Below are 17,953 nucleotides of genomic sequence, written 5' to 3'. Positions count from 1 at the left end.
GGGGCGTGCGGATGCCTCCCGGCTCCTTCGAAAGAGAATTGAACCATGGCTTCACGCCGTTTACGCATGGGATTGATCGGCGGCGGACCGGGGTCCTTTATCGGCCCGGTGCATCGTCTGGCCGCCGAGATGGACCGCGAGATCGAACTGGTTGCCGGCGCCTTTTCCAGCAGCGCGGAGAAATCGCGCGCGGCAGGCGAGAGCTATCGTATCGATCCGCTGCGCGCCTATCCCGATATTGCGACGATGATCGCGCAGGAAGCCGCGCGCGAGGATGGCATTGATTTCGTGGCGATCACCACGCCCAACCATATGCATCTGCCCGCCGCGAAAGCCGCACTGGAAGCAGGCCTGCCCGTGATCTGCGACAAGCCTGCCACCACCACACTGGCGCAGGCCCATGAACTGGCCGCCATCGTGGAGAAGGCGGGCAAGCCCTTTGCCCTCACCTACACCTACTCCGGCTATCCGCTGGTGCGTGAGGCGCGGGCGCGGGTGGCGGCAGGCGCTCTGGGCGCAATCCGCAAGGTGGTGGTCGAATATCCGCAAGGCTGGCTGGCCAAGCCCGACACCGGCAAGCAGGCCGAATGGCGCGGCGATCCCTCACGGTCGGGCATCGGCGGCTGCGTGGCGGATATCGGCGTCCATGCCTTTCACCTGGCCGAATTCGTCACGGGTTTGAAGGTCACGCAAATTCTGGCCGATCTAGGCACGGTGGTGCTGGGGCGGCTTGTCGATGACGATTGCCAGATCCTGCTGCGCTTTGAAAATGGTGCGCGCGGGGCTCTGCTGGCGTCGCAGATTTCCGTCGGCGAGCGCAATGGCCTCACCATCCGCATCTATGGCGAAAAGGCCGGCCTGCGCTGGCGTCAGGAAGAGCCCAACCAGCTCTGGCTGTTCCATGAGAATGGCCGCAGCGAACTGGTGCAGGCAGGCGACCCCGATCTGGGCCCCGATGCCCAATGGGCCAGTCGCACGCCGGGCGGCCACCCGGAAGGCTATCTGGAGGCCTTCGCCAATCTCTATCGCGATTTCGCGCGTCTGCTGCGCGGCGAGGATGGCGCGCTGATCCCCGGCATCGCCGATGGGCTGCGCGGCATGGCTCTGATCGAAACGGCGGTTCATGCCAGCGCGCAGGGCGCGGGCTGGGTCGATTTCACGGTTTAAGGCGAGACGATATGAAGACCATCAAGGGACCGGGCATCTTCCTGGCACAATTCATGGGTGATACCACGCCCTTCAACACGCTGTCGGGTCTGGCTGACTGGGCGGCGGGTCTGGGCTACAAGGGCCTGCAAATCCCCACCGATCCGCGCCTCTTCGATCTGGAACAGGCCGCCGGGAGCCAGACCTATTGCGATGACATCAAGGGGCTTCTGGCTGACAAGGGTCTGGAGATCACCGAACTTTCCACCCATCTGCAAGGCCAGTTGGTGGCGGTGCATCCGGCCTATGATGCGCAGTTCGACGGCTTTGCCGCGCCGCATGTGCGCGGCAATCCGGCGGCGCGGCAGGCATGGGCTGTCGAGCAGATGAAGCTGGGTGCGGTCGCCTCGCGCCGTCTGGGGCTGACCACCCATGCGTCCTTCTCGGGCGCTCTGGCATGGCCCTATGTGTATCCCTGGCCGCAGCGGCCTGCCGGGCTGGTCGAGGATGCCTTCGATGAGCTGGCCCGCCGCTGGAAGCCCATCCTTGATGTGTTCGATGAGAACGGCGTCGATATCGGCTTCGAACTGCATCCCGGCGAGGATTTGCACGATGGCGTCACCTTCGAGATGTTCCTTGACCGCCTCGGCAACCATCCCCGCGCGAACATCCTCTACGACCCCAGCCATATGGTGCTGCAGCATCTCGACTATCTGGCCTTTATCGACATCTACCACGAGCGCATCAAATGCTTCCATGTGAAGGATGCCGAACTGCGCCCCAATGGCCGCAGCGGCGTCTATGGCGGCTATCAGGGCTGGGTGGACCGGCCCGGTCGGTTCCGCTCGCTAGGCGACGGGCAGGTCGATTTCACGCAGATCTTCAGCAAGATGGCGCAGTATGACTATGCCGGCTGGGCCGTGCTGGAATGGGAATGCGCGCTAAAGCACCCCGAGGATGGCGCGGCGGAGGGTGCTCCCTTCATTGCCAAGCACATCATCCGCACAACGCCCCATGCCTTCGACGATTTCGCCAAATCCGGCGCGGATCGTGATCTCAACAAGCGCCTGATGGGCCTGTGATCACGATACGCCAAAGAAGCTGAACCCACCAAAAAGGCCAGAACCCTATGAAACTTACCCAGACGATCGCCTTCGCGACCGCCTTCAGCGCCATGCTCGCCCCGTCCCTCGCCGCCGCGCAATCCGCACCGGAGGGCGCCGCCATCTTCAAGCAGCAGTGCCAGATGTGCCATGTCAGCGCCAAGGAGGCCAAGCCCACCCTTGCGCCCAATCTCTTCGGCGTCGGCGGGCGCAAGGCGGCCAGTTCAGGCTTCGCCAATTACTCCCCGGCGCTGAAGGCCTCGGGTCTGGTGTGGGACAAGGCCAATCTCGACCGCTTCCTGACCGCGCCGACCAAGGCCGTGCCCGGTACCCGCATGGTGATCGCCCTGCCCGATGCCAAGCGCCGCCAGTCGGTGATCGACTATCTCCTGACCCTGAAATAAGCCTGCGACAGGCGGAGCCTGCGGATCTGACGGGTGGTCAGCCGCAGGCTCTCAGCTGTAATTCTTGACCTCCGGCCACAGCGTCTGAAGCGGCTGACGCAGCCCGCGGCACCACGCGATGACCTTGCCGTTTTCGAAGGCCATCGCATAGGGCGAAGAGGTCTCGCCCAGCACCAGCGTTTCCCGGCAATAGGGGCGCAACCGCTCCACATGGTTCTGCACGACCAGCATGTCGGTGGGATTTTGCCCCCGCAGGCCCCACAGGAAATACTGGTTATGCCCGCTCAGAACCGGCGGCAGGCCCAGCGGCCCGGCATACAGGTCGAGCGAGGCCGCCTCCCCGTAATTATCGACCTTGATGCCCGTCTGCCCGCGCAAATTCTCAGGGATACGGTGCCATGCCGAAATCACCTGACCAGCGAAATCATGCCAGCCCAATTGATCGGCGAAGAGTTGCGGCAGCACGGTTCCCCGGAAACTGCGCTCCTGCTGCTGCGGGGCAATGCCCAGACGCGTCACATAGGCCACCAGCAAGGGCGGCGGCAGCACCGGCAGCGCGATGGGTGAAAGCAGCACCGACACCAGCACCGCTGCACCTGCTCCGGCCATCACCACCCGGCGGCGCCGGATCGTCCCGGCCCATTGCGCGATGGCACAGGCCCCCAGCACAAAAAGCGTGGGATAGCAGGCCGCCAGATAGTAATCCTTGCCATGGCCAAGGCGGGTGAGGATGAACACCACCACGCAGGCAATCGGTAGAAAACGCAAATCCTTCATCCTGCCGATCAGGAAAGGCCCGAGAAGCCCGGCGATCCACACCGGCGCCAGCAGGGGGTTCATCACAAAGACCTGATTGAGCAGGAAGGAGCCGAGCGGCGTATCGGCATTCTTCTCCTTGGCGGCGGCCATCAGTTCCAGAAAGGGAAAGCCATGCGCCATCTGCCAGAGGAAGGATGGCAGCGCGATCAGCCCCGCCAGAACCAGCCCCAGCCAAAGCGCCGGCCGCAGCAGGAGCCGACGCTGGGGCGTGGCCAGCAAACCAATTGCCAGCCCCGTCGCCCAGAAGGGCAGGGCATATTTGGCCTGCAGATCGAGCCCGGCCACCAGCCCGGCCACGATCAGAAAGCGGTCTTCCCCCTGGCGGATTGCCCGCACGAAGCAATAGGCGATCATCGTCCAGGCCAGGGGATCGAAAGAGGTGGTGCTCAACACCGCGCTCATCCCCAGCAGCATCGGCGCAGTGCAGACGGCCAGCGTGGCCAGCACGATGGCCAGCCGCTTGCCGCCCAGCAGTTGCGAGAAACGCACCGCCAGAACCATCATCGCCCCCGCCGCCAGTGCGAGCGGCAGGCGCACACCAAAGGCGCCCAGCCCCAGCCTGTAAAAACTGGCGGCGATCAAAGGGACCAGCGGCGGCTGATCGGCATAGCCGAAAGCCGGATGCTGCCCGCAGACGATAAAATAGAGCTCGTCGCGAAACAGGTCGTAACGCGCGCCGATCGCGGCGTGGAGCAAGGCCACCACCACAGCGATCGCCAGCACGGTGCGTTCCCTCACGGCGGGGGCCTGTGTGGAATCCGGGCTCACTGCACATTCCCTCCCCTGATGATCGTCATCCGACCGTGATGGCATAGCATCCGTATTATTTAAATAATACACCTTATGCCCTGAAAATCCAGAGCCTATGACCCGCACGCCCCCTTGCCGCCCGGCAGGCTCGCTCAGGAACCAGATGAAGACCCTGTGCGTTCAATCTTCTGCTCATGGATTTATGGGGGAATGCGTGAGGGATTTCATGGGGGTTGCCCTGATCTCACTGTCCTTGCTCGCGGGATTGGTCCTGCTGCTGGGCCTCGCCTTTCCCGGCCTGCTGAAACGGAAGGACAAGCCCTTGGCGCGCAGAGCGATCGGGATCGGCCTAGGCGGAATCTTCGCCGTGCTGCTGCTGGGCGGCATCGTGCTGGCGACCCGCCCGGCGACCTCCGCCAATGCCGGTGACAATGCCCAAAACCTCAGCAGCGTGACGGCAACCGTGCCCGCCGCCCCCTATGACATCGAAAGCTACATCTACAGCGACTCCTTTGTGGGCGGCATCAAGGTGGCTCAGATCCGTGCCATCGTCACCGGCGACGACCGCAACCGCTGGGCGGCCACCATCATTGCCATCAGCCAGACCGCTCAGGATGCGGGCGCCGAATCCGTCAAGGTCACGCTGCTGCGCAACATCTCCCGCGATGTGCCTGATGTGCTGCGCGAACTGGCCCATGCCTATTACAACCCGGTCCCCAACCGCTCGGTCTGGAACGACAAGGACAAATGGGCGATCTTCGTCGCCCAGCCCGGCCATATTGCCGATGACCGCACCATCGCCTTCAACCAGGCCTATCACGAGGAATATCGCAAGCTGATCCGAGCCCGCCTCTCTGAGGACAAGGCAGCGGAGCAGGCCCGTCGCGCCGTCGCCGCCCGTTTCAAACTGCCCGCCGACTGGAAGCTGTGGGCGGGCAATGTGAATGACAACAAGGATCGGTTCAGCCCGGATTCGATCTCCATCGACAGGAAGCCCGTTACGGAGCGGCTCAAGGAGTTGAAGGACTGCCTGTCGAACGGCACAAGCGATCAGCCCCGGCCCTGCACCTAAGCACAGAGCTGTTGCAGTTGCGAAGGCTTGCCAAGCCGCAACAAATATGAAAAGCAACCGCAGTTACCTCTGCATCGACGCAGCGTTAATCCATGCCCTTCCAGGGTCTTTTTCAATGGCAACGGCGCCTTCGATCCGGTTCTTCTGAGCCGCGAGCGATGGCGCCTTTTTTACGCAACATGGCGCGAAGGGACGATCATTCAACTGTAAGAACGCAGACACAAAGCTGCGCGAGATTTTCCAGATCAAAACATAGAACAGGGACTTGTCATGAGGTTTATTCAATCCGGCCTGCTTCTGGCCGCCACCGGCCTTGCCACGCCTGCGCTGGCGCAGGATGCTCCCCAAACCGCAAGCTTCGGCCTTGGCGAGATCGTGGTGACGGGCACGCAGCCCTCCGCCCCGGATATCACCAGCCAGACGCTGTCGGCCAATGCGATCAGCCTGTTCAACCGCGTCAGCCTTGACGATGCGGTGGGGCTGATGCCCGGCGTTTCGGCGGGCAACAGCGGTGGCACGCGTAACGAACGCCTTGTCTTCGTGCGCGGCTTCAACCGCTTCGAGGTGCCGCTGACCATCGACGGCATCCGCGTCTATCTGCCAGCCGACAACCGGCTCGATTTCGGGCGTTTCCTCACCAATGACATCGCTCAGGTGCAGGTGGCCAAGGGCTATGTCTCGGTGCTCAACGGGCCGGACGGTATGGGCGGGGCGATCAACCTGGTCACCTCCAAGCCCACGAAAGCGCTGGAAGCGCAGGTCAGTGGCACGCTCAATCTGGGGCGTAATGGCGAATATGCCGGCTATTCCACCTCGGCGCTGATCGGCACCAGGCATGACAAATGGTATGCGCAGGCCTCGGTCGGGCGCGCCTACACCGATCACTGGGATCTGGCGGGCGGCTTCACACCCACTGCCAATCAAGGCGCGGGCCGCCGCGGTCTCTCGCAGACAGGCGACTGGCGCGTCAATGTGAAGGCCGGTTTCACGCCAAACGCCACCGATGAATATGTCATCAGCTACACCAAGCAGGAGGGCGAGAAGCTGGCCCCACTGCATGTCACCGATCCACTTTCGGCGCAGCGTTTCTGGACATGGCCCGCGTGGAACACGGAAAGCCTCTATATGCTGACCACGACGCAGCTCGATCCCATATCCACGCTCAAAACGCGGTTCTATTACAACACTTTCTACAACATGCTGCGCTCCTTCGACACGGCGGCGGAGAACACCCAGACCCTGGGTCGCAGCTTCAACAGCCCCTATTGGGACGATGCGTTGGGCGGCTCGCTGGAACTGACCCTGCGCCCCTCCACGCGTGAACGGGTGACCATCGGCGCCCAGATGCGCTCGGATCGCCATAAGGAAGCCCAGACCAGCTTCCCGGCGAACACCACCGAGCCGGTGCAGACCGATCTTGAAAACACCTACAGCCTTTCCATCGAAAACGCCTACAGCTTCACCCCTGCCCTCAGCCTGACTTTGGGCGGCGGTTATGACTGGCGCGACCTCAAGCGCGCCGAGGAATATGGCGCGCCGCTCGGAACCTCTGGCGCCAGCGTGCTGTACAATTATCCCAAGGCAAACAGCAGCACCTGGAGCGCTCAGGGCCAGCTGAACTGGGCGGTGAATGCCAATTCGGCGCTGCATCTCAGCGTCTCGTCCCGCGCGCGCTTCCCCACCATTTTCGAGCGCTTCAGCCAGCGTTTCGGCACCTCCATCCCCAACCCCGGCCTGCAGCCCGAACGCGCGCGGCAGATCGAACTGGGCGGTTCGACCCAGCTTGGCATGCTGCATCTGGAGGGCGCCCTGTTCCACGCCCACATCACCAATGCCATCGTGAGCGAAAGCGTGCTGGGCTATGCCTGCACCGCCAGCACCACGCCGGGGCCTTGCGCGCGCACGGTGATGACGCAGTCCCTGAACGTGTCGCATGGCAACACCTATGGGCTTGAGGGCAGCGTCTCGGCGCAACTGGCCCCCAGCTTCACGCTGGGCGGCAATTACACCTGGACGCACCGCACGCTTGTCGATCCGGGCAATGCCGCCTTCCGCCCCACCGATGTGCCGACGCACAAGGCCTTCGTCTATGCCGACTGGACGGTGCTACCCCGCCTGCATCTGGTGCCCAGCGCAGACATCGCCTCCAGTCGCTGGACCGTCACCGATATCGCGCCGATCACCTATTACCGCACCGGCGCCTATGTGAATGCCGCGCTCAAGGCGGAATACCAGCTGCGCCGCGGCACCAGCATCAGCGCCTCCGTGCGCAATCTGTTCGACCAGAATTATCAGCTGGTCGACGGCTATCCCGAGCCCGGGCGCAGCTATCAACTCTCGCTCAAGGCCAGCTACTGAACCCCATCCCGCCTTGCCTCGATGGCCCGCTTTCCGGCCATCGAGGCGGCATCATCTCGGGTATCACACTGAGGCGCTGGCGCCTCAGGCGATGTGCCAGATCAGAACAGCTGCCTGATCACAGCCCCCACTCCCGCGGCAAATGCTGAGGCAAGGTTTCGCGGATCAGCGAGGCCAAGGCCGCGACCAGCGGATTGTCATGATCATCGGCGCGATCCAGCATCAGCCGCATAACCGGCAATTCGGGCAAGCCGGCAACCTCCAGCCTGCAGACCGAGGCAGCATGGCCGATCGGCGTGCGCAGGGCGATCCCCAGCCCCGCCGCCGTCGCCGCCCAGACGCCGGAGAGGCTAGGGCTGGTAAAGGCGATCCGCCACGGCTGCCCCTGCCGGTCAAGCGCGGCGCAGGCGATATCACGCAGCATGCAGGGCGCCTCAAGCACCGCCAGCGGCAGAAGATCGGCGGCCTGTGGGGTCCATAAGGCGGGATTGTCGGTGGCCCCCAGCCAGCAGAGCGGCACAGCGGCCACCGCCTCGGCATGGGGCCGGCTGACGCCATCATCCCAGGCCAGGATCAGATCCAGCGCACCGGCGGCAAGGCGCTCGGTCAGTTCAATGTTCCGCGCGATACGCCCCTCGATCCGCACCTTGGGATGGGCCCGGGCAAAACGCCCCAGCAGATGCGTCAGGATGGTTTCGCCAAAATCCTCCTGCAAGCCCAGCCTGATCCGCCCCTCCAGCTCCACGCCCCGCAGCGCTGCCATCGCCTCGTCATTGAGCAACAGGAGGCGCCGGGCATAGGACAGCAGCAGCTCCCCCTGCTCGGTGGGGATCAGCCCTCGCCCGGATTTGCGCAGCAAGGCAGCGCCGGTCTGCTCCTCCAGCTTTTTGAGATGAGCGCTGATCGCCGAGGTCGAGCGGCCCAGCCGGTCAGCCGCGCGGACGAAAGAGCCGGCATCCAGCCCCGTCACCAGACTGCGCAAAGCATCCATATCGAGATTGGTCAGCCGCATAAACATCCTGAAAAGCAGGATCATGAATCCTGATTAATCCGATTTTCCGGATCATGATGCGCGGCCATATTCGGAGCGTCAACGGATTTCGAAAGGAAGACACCTTGCCCTTCACCCGCATCTCCCTGCTCGCGGGGCAGTCCCCCGCCACCCTCACCGCCATCGCCGACAGCCTTGACCGCGCCATGGTCGAAAGCTTCGATGTGCCGGAGAACGACCGTTTCACCCTCTTCCACCAGCATCAGCCCGGCGAGATGATCTTCGACCGCCATTACCGCGGCGGCCCGCGTTCGGACGGTTTCGTGCTGTTCCACATCACCACCGGGCGAGACCGTCCGGATGCCACCAAGCGCCGCTTCTACCAGACGCTGGTCAAGCATCTGCAAGAAGCCCCGGGTATCCGCCCCGAGGATGTGATGGTGGTGATCGCCAACTCCACCTTCCAGGACTGGTCCTTCAGCCACGGCGCCTCGGCAGCGGATTGAGGGTTAGCCATGACCGCAACCCTCAGCCCTGCCCAACAGGCCTTTGGCGATATCGCCCCGGCCCTCGCCGATCTCAGCGACCGTGTGCTGTTTGGCGAGGTCTGGGAAAGACCCGAGCTGTCCGGACGCGATCGCAGCCTGATCACCCTTGCCGCGCTGATCGCGCTCTACCGCATCCATGAACTGCCCGGCCATATCCGGCGCGCGCTCGACAATGGGGTGACGCGCGAGGAGCTGGGCGAAGCGGTCACCCATCTGGCCTTTTACGCCGGCTGGCCCGCCGCCAACACCGCCTGCGCCATCATGCGAGACGTCCTGTCCCAGCCAGTCCAGCCTTAAGGAGACCTTTGATGCCAAACCAGCAACAGACCGCCATCGTCACGGGGGGCGGCACCGGTATCGGGCGCGCCATCAGCCTGGCGCTGGCCCGGCGCGGCTTCGCGGTCGGCGTGATCTATGCCCGCAGCCAGACCGATGCCGAGGACACGCTGCGCCAGATCGAGCAGGAAGGCGGCACCGCCCGAAGCTTCGCCACCGATGTGCGTGACCGGCAGGCCGTGCAGGCGATGGTGCGCCAGATCGCCGAGGATTGGGGGCCGCTGCGCTATCTCGTCAACAATGCGGCGATCACCCGGCAATTGCCCTTCGCCGACCTCGGCGCCATCGAGGACGAGATGTGGGAGGAGCTTTATGCCACCAATGTGAAAGGCGCTTTCCATTGCGCTCAGGCTGCCGCGCCCTATCTGCGCCAGACGCCTGGTGCGGCGATCCTCAACATCGGCAGCATCGCGGGCGAGACAGGCTATGGCTCCTCCATTCCCTATGCCACCTCCAAGGCGGCGCTGCATGGGCTGACACGCTCGCTGGCGCGGGCTCTGGCGCCGGAAATCCGGGTCAATTGCCTGGCGCCCGGCGCGGTCGAGACCCGCTGGTGGGCCGGGCATGAGGACAATATGCGCAGGCTGACCGGCAGCCTGCTGCTGCAGCGCATCTCCACGCCCGAGGATATCGCCGAAACGGCGCTGATGCTGCTGGAAGCCCGGTCCATGACCGGCCAGATCCTGCGGGCGGAGAATGGCCAGACGCTGTAAGCCTGAGCCCCTCCCCCGTCAGGCCGCCAGATGGGTGAATTTATGATCGCCGATGTAGTGGAAGGGGTCAGCTTCAGCGGCACCGATCAGAAAACCCTGCGCGCCATGGCAGCCATATTGGCGCAGAGCCTCCAGCTGGGTGGCCGTTTCCACCCCCTCGGCCATCACGGTCGCGCCCAGCTGCTTGCTCAGCACAACCACCGCCGAAACGATGGCGCGTGAGGCCTGATTGTCAGGCAGGCCCTTCACAAAGCTGCGGTCGATCTTGATCTTGTCGAAATCGAAGCTGTGGAGATAGGAGAAGGACGCAAAGCCGGTGCCGAAATCATCCAGCGCAATCCTGACGCCCAGCGTCTTGAAGCTTTCGATGAAGCGCATCACGCGATCCTCATCGTCAATCAACACACTTTCGGTGATTTCCAGCTCCAGCCGCGAGGGATGCAGATCGTAATGATCCAGCGCTTGCTCGACAAATTCCACCAGCCCTTCCACGCGGAACTGCACGGCGGAAATGTTGACGGCAACGGTCAGCGTGTCGGGCAGTCTGGAGGCGATGCTGCAGGCCTCATCGATCATCCACTCGCCCAGCTCATGGATCAGGCCGATGTCCTCGGCCAGCGGAATAAAGACCGAGGGGGAAATCATGCCGCGCTCGGGATGGCGCCAGCGCATCAGGCATTCGAAGCCCGAAATGCAGCCCGTGGCCATATCCAGCTGGGGTTGCAGATGCGCCTCGATCTCGCCGCGTTTCAGGGCATCGCGCAGATCATTCTCGATGGCGTTGCGCTGGACCAGCCCCTCGCGCATATCGGGCGAGAATTTGCGCCACACGCCCTTGCCGTCCGACTTGGCATTGTAGAGCGCCACATCGGCGTAATTGAGAAATTCCTCGGCATTGGCGCAATCATGCGGGTAGACCGCAATGCCGATGCTGCCGCCCAGATGCAGGACCTTGTCGCCAAAGAGGAAGGGCTCACGCATGGCTTCGATCAGGCGATCGGCGATCTTTTCCGACAGGCTGGTGACGCAGGAGGCGCTGACCACCACGGCAAATTCATCGCCGCCAAGCCGCGCGGGCATATCGTCCAGCCGCAAGGACGCGCGCAGGCGAACCGCCATTTCCTTGAGCACCATATCGCCCGCGGCATGGCCGAAGGTGTCGTTCACCGCCTTGAAGCGGTCCAGATCGATGGCCAGCAGTGCCACTTCTTCGCGCGTTTCGCTCTGATCGACCTGCTCTAGCCGGGCGGCAAGATGGTTAAGGAGCTGCACGCGGTTGGGCAGGCCGGTCAACGCATCGAAATGGGCCAGCTTTTCCAGACGCTCGGCGGTGCGGGCACGCTCGATGATGGTCGCGCGGAGCAGATCCACCACACCGGCCACGCCCAGATAGCGCCCGTTCTCCACGACGACAAAGCCCCGCACCAGCTCGGTAAAATTGTTTTCCAGTGCATGTTCGGCGAAATCGGCGGCCTTGTCGCGCGCCTCAACCACCAGACGCACCGGCTCCATGATCAGGGTGATGGTGCGGCGCGCGAAAATGGCACGACCGAACTCCCCCGAAAACTGCATCAGGAAGCTGTTACGCTCAATGATGCCGATCGGTTTACCATGATCGTCCACCACGACCAAGAGAGGGCAATCTTCAAATTCTTCAAAACGATAGTAGGCGGTTTCACCAAAATCGGAGCAGCGCAGCGCTGGAACCGGCATGGCAAGAGAACGCAGCGTCATTGTCGTTATCCCAGAGCTTGGACCAGAGCTTGGCTGCGCATCCCTAAAGGGGAATCGATAAAGCAAAGGATGTAGGGACTAACCGGGGAATATACGGAGTGTAACCGTAATATTGTCATGCATGAGTAAGGACTGTTGCAGTTTTATGATTATGCCGTCCCCAAGGGCACCGCGCTGGCCAGCTTTCGCCTTTGTTGAACCCGGGTGACCAGCGCGTCGAGATAGCGATGGGACGTATCGAGCGCGACCGCCAGCCCCTGTGCAATGGGCGCCTTGAGGGCCGGATCTGCAGCGATGCTGGGGGCGATCACCGCCTCGATCCATTCGCGGGCGTGATCTTCGTCGCAGGTCATATGGAGGTCGACAAATTCGCACTCATGATCGTTGAAACCCAGGCGGCGCAGGCCCTTGTTCATACCGGTGAGGCGGTAAAGCGCGACGGCCTCCGTCATATAAAGCGCGCCGACCAGCGCCCATGGGTCGCGATAGAAGCCGTGGTAGAAGATCAGGGTGCGCTCGGCCAGTGCGGGGTAATCCTCAAGCCGCAGATTGTCCCCGGCGCGGCTTTTCAGCGCCATCATCAGGCGGCGCATCAGATCAGCGTGAGGGACGGGGTGCTGCTCATCCTCAATGTTGCGCTGGAGGGCTTCGCGGGCAGGATCGAGGAACTGAACCTCCAGCGCGCGGGCTGCAAGGGGAAGAAAAGCCGGAAAATACCGGTTTTCCAGCATAAATCTGGCGAATTCCTCCAGCGTCACCTGATCGGCCAGCACATGATACCACTCATGGCGATGCGCTGGATGATCGAGCACACGTTCGGTCCAACGCTCCACCGGTTCCTCCCGCAGTTGCTGCGAGAGGGAGGAAGCGCGATCCAGCGCCGCCTGCCACCAGGACTGCAGGGCGCTGGCATCATCGGCCTGCAATTGCCCCTCGGGGAAAGCGGCGGCGCAATGTGCCAGCAGATCACTCAGGGGGATGGCGCGCATTGGGCTTCTCCTGTCGGCTGTCCGGTGTGGAAAGGGCAGCGTTGCGCCCCCTCGAAATGGCGTTTGGCGAGGCCTTCCCGCCGGGCGTGCAGCACCATGATCGTGCCCAGAACCAGTTGCCGGATGCTGCGCCCCACATCCTCCCAGCGGTCACGGATGCGCAGCCAGGCCAGCATCAGTGCCAGTCTGCGCGCCGGAACCGGCTGAGCGCGGGGCACCAGAATGCAGGGCCCGCGATGGGGGATCGAGCGTGTATGGCTGACCGAACTCTCGCAGCTGAAGCGCTCCAGCAGCGCGCGGGCGGCGGCGCGCATGGTGACCAGGGCGATGGCATGGGCCGGGCAAGGCCGGTTCTCGGTGACGCCGAAAGGGATATAGGTCTGGTTGTGACCGGCGATGCCCTCCCAGCGGTCGGGGTCGAAGCGGTCAGGGTCGGAAAAGCCGCTGCGCTGGTAATCGGCATAATTGAAGCACAGCACCGAACCGGCGGGCAGCGTCTGGCCTGCCACCTCGATCGGCGCCTGTGTGATGCGATGGGCAATGCCGAACAGCGGGAATTGGCGGAGGGTTTCGGCAATCACCCGGTCCAGCAGGCGGTCATCCTCCAGCGCGGACAGCACCCGCGCCTGCACCGCGCGATGCTGCGCCAGCGCCAGCATCAGATGCGTCATCGCCTCCGACATTTGCACGACAGCGGTGTTGAAGAACACGCCTTGCAGATAGAGCGCCTGCTCCTTCAGCGACAGCGTCACCGGCAGGCGACCGATCAGGGCGCCCTCGCGCAAGCGCTGCTCCAACCAGGCGGTCAACGCCTCGCGGCGGCGCATATGGCGCAGGCTCGACCCTTTCAGCGCGGTGACGACATCATCGGCATTGCCCACAATCAGATCGCGCACCTCGGGCGAACAAGGCTTACCGAAGACCAGCTCGTGGTAAAAACCGGCCCAGACCGGCATCATCAGATCACGCAGGCGGATGGCATGAAGATCCTCCCGCCCCTCATCCAGCACCTGCCGCATGGAGCGGGTCGCCAGATCGCTGGCCTTGTCCTTGCGCATCGCGAGAAAGCGCCGGGTCGCCTCGGCCACATCCTCATAGCGCTGGCCCGCTTCGAGATGCTCCTGATGGAGATCGGCCCCGGGTGACAGCCAGTACCAGAACAGATCCGACAGCACCGCTCCCCGGCTGCGCCCACTGGCCGCCGGATGGGCATAAAGCGCGCGAAACTGGCTGACCGGCACCAAAGGCCCGGGCACGGCGATGCCTTCCTCGCCATTGATCCGCGTAAAGACCCAGCCACGCAGGCGGATGATGGCTGGCGGCAGCCAGTAAGGCAGGCTGATCACCAGCAAGGCAAGGCCCAGCCAGATCATGACCCGCCCTCCCGCAACAGCATTGAGGGATCAAGGTCCGCAGGCGAACCGCAGCCGCTCAACAGCAGGCTGTGCGCCAGATCGTCGCGAAACGCTTCCAGCAGGGCCGCCACCCCTGCCGCGCCGCCTGCCGCCAGACCCCAGATCACCGGGCGCCCTATCGCCACCACATCGGCGCCCAGCGCCAGAGCCTTGAGGATATCGGTCCCTCGCCGGATACCGCCATCGAAGAAAATCGGCACCTGCCCTGCGACCTCTCCGGCAATGGCAGGCAGCAGGCTGAGCGTCGGCGCAGTGCCATCCAGCTGCCGCCCGCCATGGTTGGAGACATAGATGCCATCCACCCCATGCTCGATGGCGAGCCGCGCATCGCGTGGGTGCATGATGCCCTTGAGCAGGATCGGCAGGCCGGTGCGGGCGCGCAGCCAGTCGATCTCATGCCATGAAAGGGCGGGTGAAAAGGCGATCTGGCGCGGCGGCAGGCCCGGCGCCTCGCGCATGTTCTCGCAGGCAAAGCCGGAGGGCAGATCGGTGAAGCCATGCACCTGATCGCGCTTTCTGCGCCCGAAGGCAGGGGAATCCACCGTCACCACCAGCGCCGGGCATCCGGCAGCCTCGGCGCGGCGGATCAGGGTTTCCGTAAAGCCGAGGTCGGGCTGGATATAGAGCTGGAACCACGGGCAGATACCGGCGGCCTGCGCAACGGCCTCGATCGCCTCGGTCGCGGCGAGGCTGAGGATCATCGGAATGCCCGCCTGCGCCGCCGCCCATGCCGTGCCACTCTCGCCATCGGCATGCGCGAGCCGGTGGAAGGCCGTGGGCGCAATCACCAGCGGCATCGACATGGCTTGCCCCAGCAGACCGCCTGTCAGATCGGGCGGCCCCGTGCCCCTCAGCACGCGGGGCGCGAGGCTGTAGGCCTGATAGGCACGCTCATTGGCCTGCAGGGTCCATTCCTCGCCCGCGCCGCCCGCGACATAATCGTAGACGGCAGGGTCGAGGCGGCTGCGGGCTTCGGCCTCCAGCGCGGCGATATCGAGCGCGCCCATCGGGGCCCTCCCTCAGGCAGCGACTTCGGCGGGTTCGAGCATGCGTTGGAAGAAGGCCTGAAGCGGCTCCCGGTGATGGGGGAAGGTCCAGTCATTCTCCAGATTTTCGGTGACGTGATGGGTGGCGATCAGCGCGCCATCCTTCCACGCCCGCACCACCGGATGGAGGTACTGCCCCTGCGCCGCCCGCTCGGGATCGTTCTGGGCGATGCGGGTGACGTTGAGGTCGAAGGGGTCGACCTTGTCGTGATCGGGCCCATATTCCAGTGTGATGGTGAAATGCATGGCATCGCCCGCCAGAGCGCCATCGGCCACCAGATCCATCGGCATTTCCTCGCAATAGCGCGCCGAACCATCGGACAGAATGCGGATCACATCGCCAAGGAAACCGAACTGCTGCCACAGCGCCGAGCTGCGGTTGACGCGTGCGATCACCGCTTCCATCAGCACATCGGCTTCGGGTTCAAGCGCCTGATGCGGCCATGCCACGCCGTGATAGCGCTCCTCCAGCACGCGGCTCAGCGCGCGCACGGCGTAGCGGAAGCCATGGATAAAGCCGCTGGTGGACTTTTTGAAATCGCGCATCTGGGTCAGCGTGCCCGCGAAATAGAGGCCTGGCACATTGGTGGATTCCCAGGCGGGGGTCTGCTCGGGGAAACGCTCCTTGATCACCAGCCTGGGGCGGATCGCAGGATCGAAAATATCGGCGTCGAAGCGGAAGCCGGTGCAGCCGATCACCCGGTCATAGCGCAGATCCTTCAGCACCTCATTCACGCGGCTGAAGCTGACGGTGACAGTATAGCCGGACTCATCCTTCGCGATGTTGACGATCTCGCCGTCCAGCAGCGCATTCTGCGATTTCAGCTGATAGCTGTCGAGCAGATTGTTGTTCACCGCGCGCAGATGGCCGACGAAATGCGTCTTCCACGCAAACTGGATCGGGCTTGGCCCCGCGACATGGATGACAGCGGCGGTTTCCATCAGATTGTCGGCGGTTTCGAAGGCTGAATTGGCCTTGCCGATGATCAGCACGCGCTGGTTGGTGAAATCCTCGGGCTCGACCGAAACATCGGCATATTGCTCGATCGTCTCGATGCCGGGGATCGGCGGAATATAGGGTTTGGAAACACCCGTGGCGATGATCAGGCGCTTGGCCTGCCAGCTTCGGCCCTGCGCATCGGTGGCTGTAAAATCGCCATCCTCGCCCTGCCGGGTGATATGGGTGATCCGCGTGTCATAGGCGACATTCAGCCCCAGCTTTTCGGCATAATCGGCCAGATAGCGCACCAGCACATCGGCGGGCGGAAAATAGCGGGGAGAATAGCGGGTGAAGAGCAGTTCCGGATCGTCGCTGAGGATCGAGTTCCAATCCATCCGCAAATTCTGCTCGGGATCGGTGGTGCCGGTATGCGGCTTGTTGATGGAGATCAGCTTGCGGTGGCGGGGATAGGTCTTGAAGAAATGGCCCGGTGCGGGCCCGGCTTCGAGGATCTGATAATCGCGCCCGGCGCGCTGGAGATGATAACCCAATTGCAGACCGGCCGGACCGGCACCAATGATCAGATACTCCACAAGAATCCTCCAGCATGCATCGACATTCGGTTCCCCTGCGAAACGCGGCAAGGCGGGAACCGGCTATCGCGCTGCGGGCCGAAATCGACGGAGCGGCATGTGGCGTCGGTAAAACTTGCGGAGGGATGGAACAGAGGCGCCGAATGGTGCTTACCGGGCGCCGCACTGCACGCGTTCAGCGATAAGGAGCTGTTTTCTCCAGCCTATCGGTCAGGCCTCATCACGCTTGGCCAGATCGATCAGCTGCATCACCTCGCGCACGATCATCGACATCGCCGCATGGGCATTGGCCGTGTCGCCCGCCTTGATGGCATCCATCACCGCCTTATGCGCCGGCAGGCTGGCCTGACGCCCCGCAAAGCGGTTGGTAAAGACGATCGACTTCTTCAGCGCCGTGCCCACCACATCGCGAAACTGCGCATAAAAGGGATTGTTCGAAGCTTCCAGAATGGCGACGTGAAAGGCGATATCGGCCAGCAAGCCGTCTTCCTCGCCGCGCTCCGCCGCCTCCATGCGGTGATAGGCCGCCTCGATCAGCGCCAGACCTTCCTTCGAAGCATTGCGGGCCGCCAGCTCCGCCGCCATCGGCTCGATGGCGACGCGCAGTTGGGTGAAATGGGCCAGCAGTTCCAGCGAGAAGGCCCGCTCCAGCAGCCAGCGCAGCACATCGGGGTCAAAGAGGTTCCATGATGTTTCGGGCTGGATGCTGGTGCCCTGACGCGGACGGGCCGTCAGCAGACCTTTCGCGCTCAGCATCTTGGTGGCCTCCCGCGTGACCGAGCGGCTGACGCCATAGCTGTGCGCCAGATCGTTCTCCGTGGGGAAAACCTTGCGACTGAACTCGCCCGTGACGATGGCCCGGCCCAGAGCATCGAGCATGCTATGCGTCAGATTGCGACCGGCTCTTGTCTGGCCCGCCAGAGCTTCGCCGGCCTCATCGCTTTCCAGCGCCTCATCATCGTCATCAAGGTCAAGGCGCTGGTTCATGCGTGTTTT

Annotated in this window: 16 protein-coding genes; 8 read left to right on the top strand and 8 right to left on the bottom strand. The window is 63.5% G+C overall.

Annotated elements, in window-relative coordinates:
- Positions 1–45 precede the first annotated feature (45 nt).
- The 3 genes from HGK27_RS29140 to HGK27_RS29130 are packed head-to-tail and all read left to right on the top strand — an operon-like array spanning position 46 to position 2,653.
- The gene (locus HGK27_RS29140; protein ID WP_241127585.1) at positions 46–1,167 is read left to right on the top strand and encodes a Gfo/Idh/MocA family protein; all 1,122 of its coding nucleotides are present in this window, start codon (positions 46–48) and stop codon (positions 1,165–1,167) included.
- Positions 1,168–1,178: 11 nt separating this feature from the next.
- Positions 1,179–2,228, top strand: coding sequence for a sugar phosphate isomerase/epimerase family protein (locus HGK27_RS29135; protein WP_206244276.1), 1,050 nt, complete (start codon positions 1,179–1,181; stop codon positions 2,226–2,228).
- 47 nt (positions 2,229–2,275) lie between these two features.
- Positions 2,276–2,653 carry a c-type cytochrome gene (locus HGK27_RS29130; RefSeq protein WP_206244275.1) on the top strand — a complete coding sequence of 126 codons (378 nt, stop codon included), beginning with the start codon at positions 2,276–2,278 and terminating at the stop codon, positions 2,651–2,653.
- Between the two features lie 51 nt (positions 2,654–2,704).
- On the opposite strand, the gene HGK27_RS29125 is transcribed toward HGK27_RS29130, so the two are convergent.
- A complete protein-coding gene (locus HGK27_RS29125; protein ID WP_206244274.1) occupies positions 2,705–4,240 on the bottom strand; it encodes an ArnT family glycosyltransferase in 1,536 nt (511 codons plus the stop codon).
- A 208-nt stretch (positions 4,241–4,448) separates the two neighbouring features.
- Between HGK27_RS29125 and HGK27_RS29120 the strand changes: the two genes are divergently transcribed.
- Both HGK27_RS29120 and HGK27_RS29115 read left to right on the top strand, forming a co-directional pair.
- A complete protein-coding gene (locus HGK27_RS29120) occupies positions 4,449–5,294 on the top strand; it encodes a hypothetical protein (RefSeq protein ID WP_206244273.1) in 846 nt (281 codons plus the stop codon).
- A gap of 270 nt (positions 5,295–5,564) precedes the next feature.
- Positions 5,565–7,652: a TonB-dependent receptor plug domain-containing protein gene (locus HGK27_RS29115; RefSeq protein WP_206244272.1), complete on the top strand. Its 2,088-nt coding sequence runs from the start codon at positions 5,565–5,567 to the stop codon at positions 7,650–7,652.
- Between the two features lie 118 nt (positions 7,653–7,770).
- Here the strand turns inward: HGK27_RS29115 and HGK27_RS29110 are convergent, their stop codons facing one another.
- Entirely contained in the window at positions 7,771–8,688 is a 918-nt protein-coding gene (locus HGK27_RS29110; protein WP_407674673.1) for a LysR substrate-binding domain-containing protein, read from the bottom strand.
- 80 nt (positions 8,689–8,768) lie between these two features.
- On the opposite strand from HGK27_RS29110, the gene HGK27_RS29105 reads away from it, so the two are divergent.
- From HGK27_RS29105 to HGK27_RS29095, 3 genes are read left to right on the top strand one after another with little or no spacing between them, the layout of a single operon-like run.
- Positions 8,769–9,149, top strand: coding sequence for a tautomerase family protein (locus HGK27_RS29105; protein WP_206244271.1), 381 nt, complete (start codon positions 8,769–8,771; stop codon positions 9,147–9,149).
- A 9-nt stretch (positions 9,150–9,158) separates the two neighbouring features.
- Entirely contained in the window at positions 9,159–9,488 is a 330-nt protein-coding gene (locus tag HGK27_RS29100) for a carboxymuconolactone decarboxylase family protein (RefSeq protein WP_206244270.1), read from the top strand.
- 11 nt (positions 9,489–9,499) lie between these two features.
- A complete protein-coding gene (locus tag HGK27_RS29095; RefSeq protein WP_206244269.1) occupies positions 9,500–10,240 on the top strand; it encodes an SDR family NAD(P)-dependent oxidoreductase in 741 nt (246 codons plus the stop codon).
- Positions 10,241–10,258: 18 nt separating this feature from the next.
- Here the strand turns inward: HGK27_RS29095 and HGK27_RS29090 are convergent, their stop codons facing one another.
- The 6 genes from HGK27_RS29090 to HGK27_RS29065 all read right to left on the bottom strand — a co-directional run bounded on the left by HGK27_RS29090 (position 10,259) and on the right by HGK27_RS29065 (position 17,836).
- Positions 10,259–11,974 carry a putative bifunctional diguanylate cyclase/phosphodiesterase gene (locus HGK27_RS29090; protein WP_206244268.1) on the bottom strand — a complete coding sequence of 572 codons (1,716 nt, stop codon included), beginning with the start codon at positions 11,972–11,974 and terminating at the stop codon, positions 10,259–10,261.
- A gap of 149 nt (positions 11,975–12,123) precedes the next feature.
- Positions 12,124–12,963 (bottom strand): iron-containing redox enzyme family protein, encoded by an 840-nt coding sequence (locus HGK27_RS29085; RefSeq protein ID WP_206244267.1) that lies wholly within the window; start codon positions 12,961–12,963, stop codon positions 12,124–12,126.
- Positions 12,945–14,336, bottom strand: coding sequence for a cytochrome P450 (locus HGK27_RS29080; RefSeq protein WP_206244266.1), 1,392 nt, complete (start codon positions 14,334–14,336; stop codon positions 12,945–12,947). The genes HGK27_RS29085 and HGK27_RS29080 overlap by 19 nt, the downstream gene beginning before the upstream one ends.
- The gene (locus HGK27_RS29075; protein ID WP_206244265.1) at positions 14,333–15,385 is read right to left on the bottom strand and encodes an alpha-hydroxy acid oxidase; all 1,053 of its coding nucleotides are present in this window, start codon (positions 15,383–15,385) and stop codon (positions 14,333–14,335) included. Before HGK27_RS29075 ends, HGK27_RS29080 begins: the two co-directional genes overlap by 4 nt.
- A gap of 12 nt (positions 15,386–15,397) precedes the next feature.
- Positions 15,398–16,963: an NAD(P)-binding domain-containing protein gene (locus HGK27_RS29070; RefSeq protein WP_206245623.1), complete on the bottom strand. Its 1,566-nt coding sequence runs from the start codon at positions 16,961–16,963 to the stop codon at positions 15,398–15,400.
- 204 nt (positions 16,964–17,167) lie between these two features.
- Positions 17,168–17,836 (bottom strand): FadR/GntR family transcriptional regulator, encoded by a 669-nt coding sequence (locus HGK27_RS29065; RefSeq protein WP_241127889.1) that lies wholly within the window; start codon positions 17,834–17,836, stop codon positions 17,168–17,170.
- Positions 17,837–17,953: the final 117 nt, after the last annotated feature.

It is taken from the genome of Novosphingobium terrae (assembly GCF_017163935.1).
Classification (GTDB): Bacteria; Pseudomonadota; Alphaproteobacteria; order Sphingomonadales; family Sphingomonadaceae; genus Novosphingobium; species Novosphingobium terrae.
The sequence above is the reverse complement of the archived record's forward strand: the minus strand, read 5'-3'. Positions and strand labels throughout refer to the sequence as shown.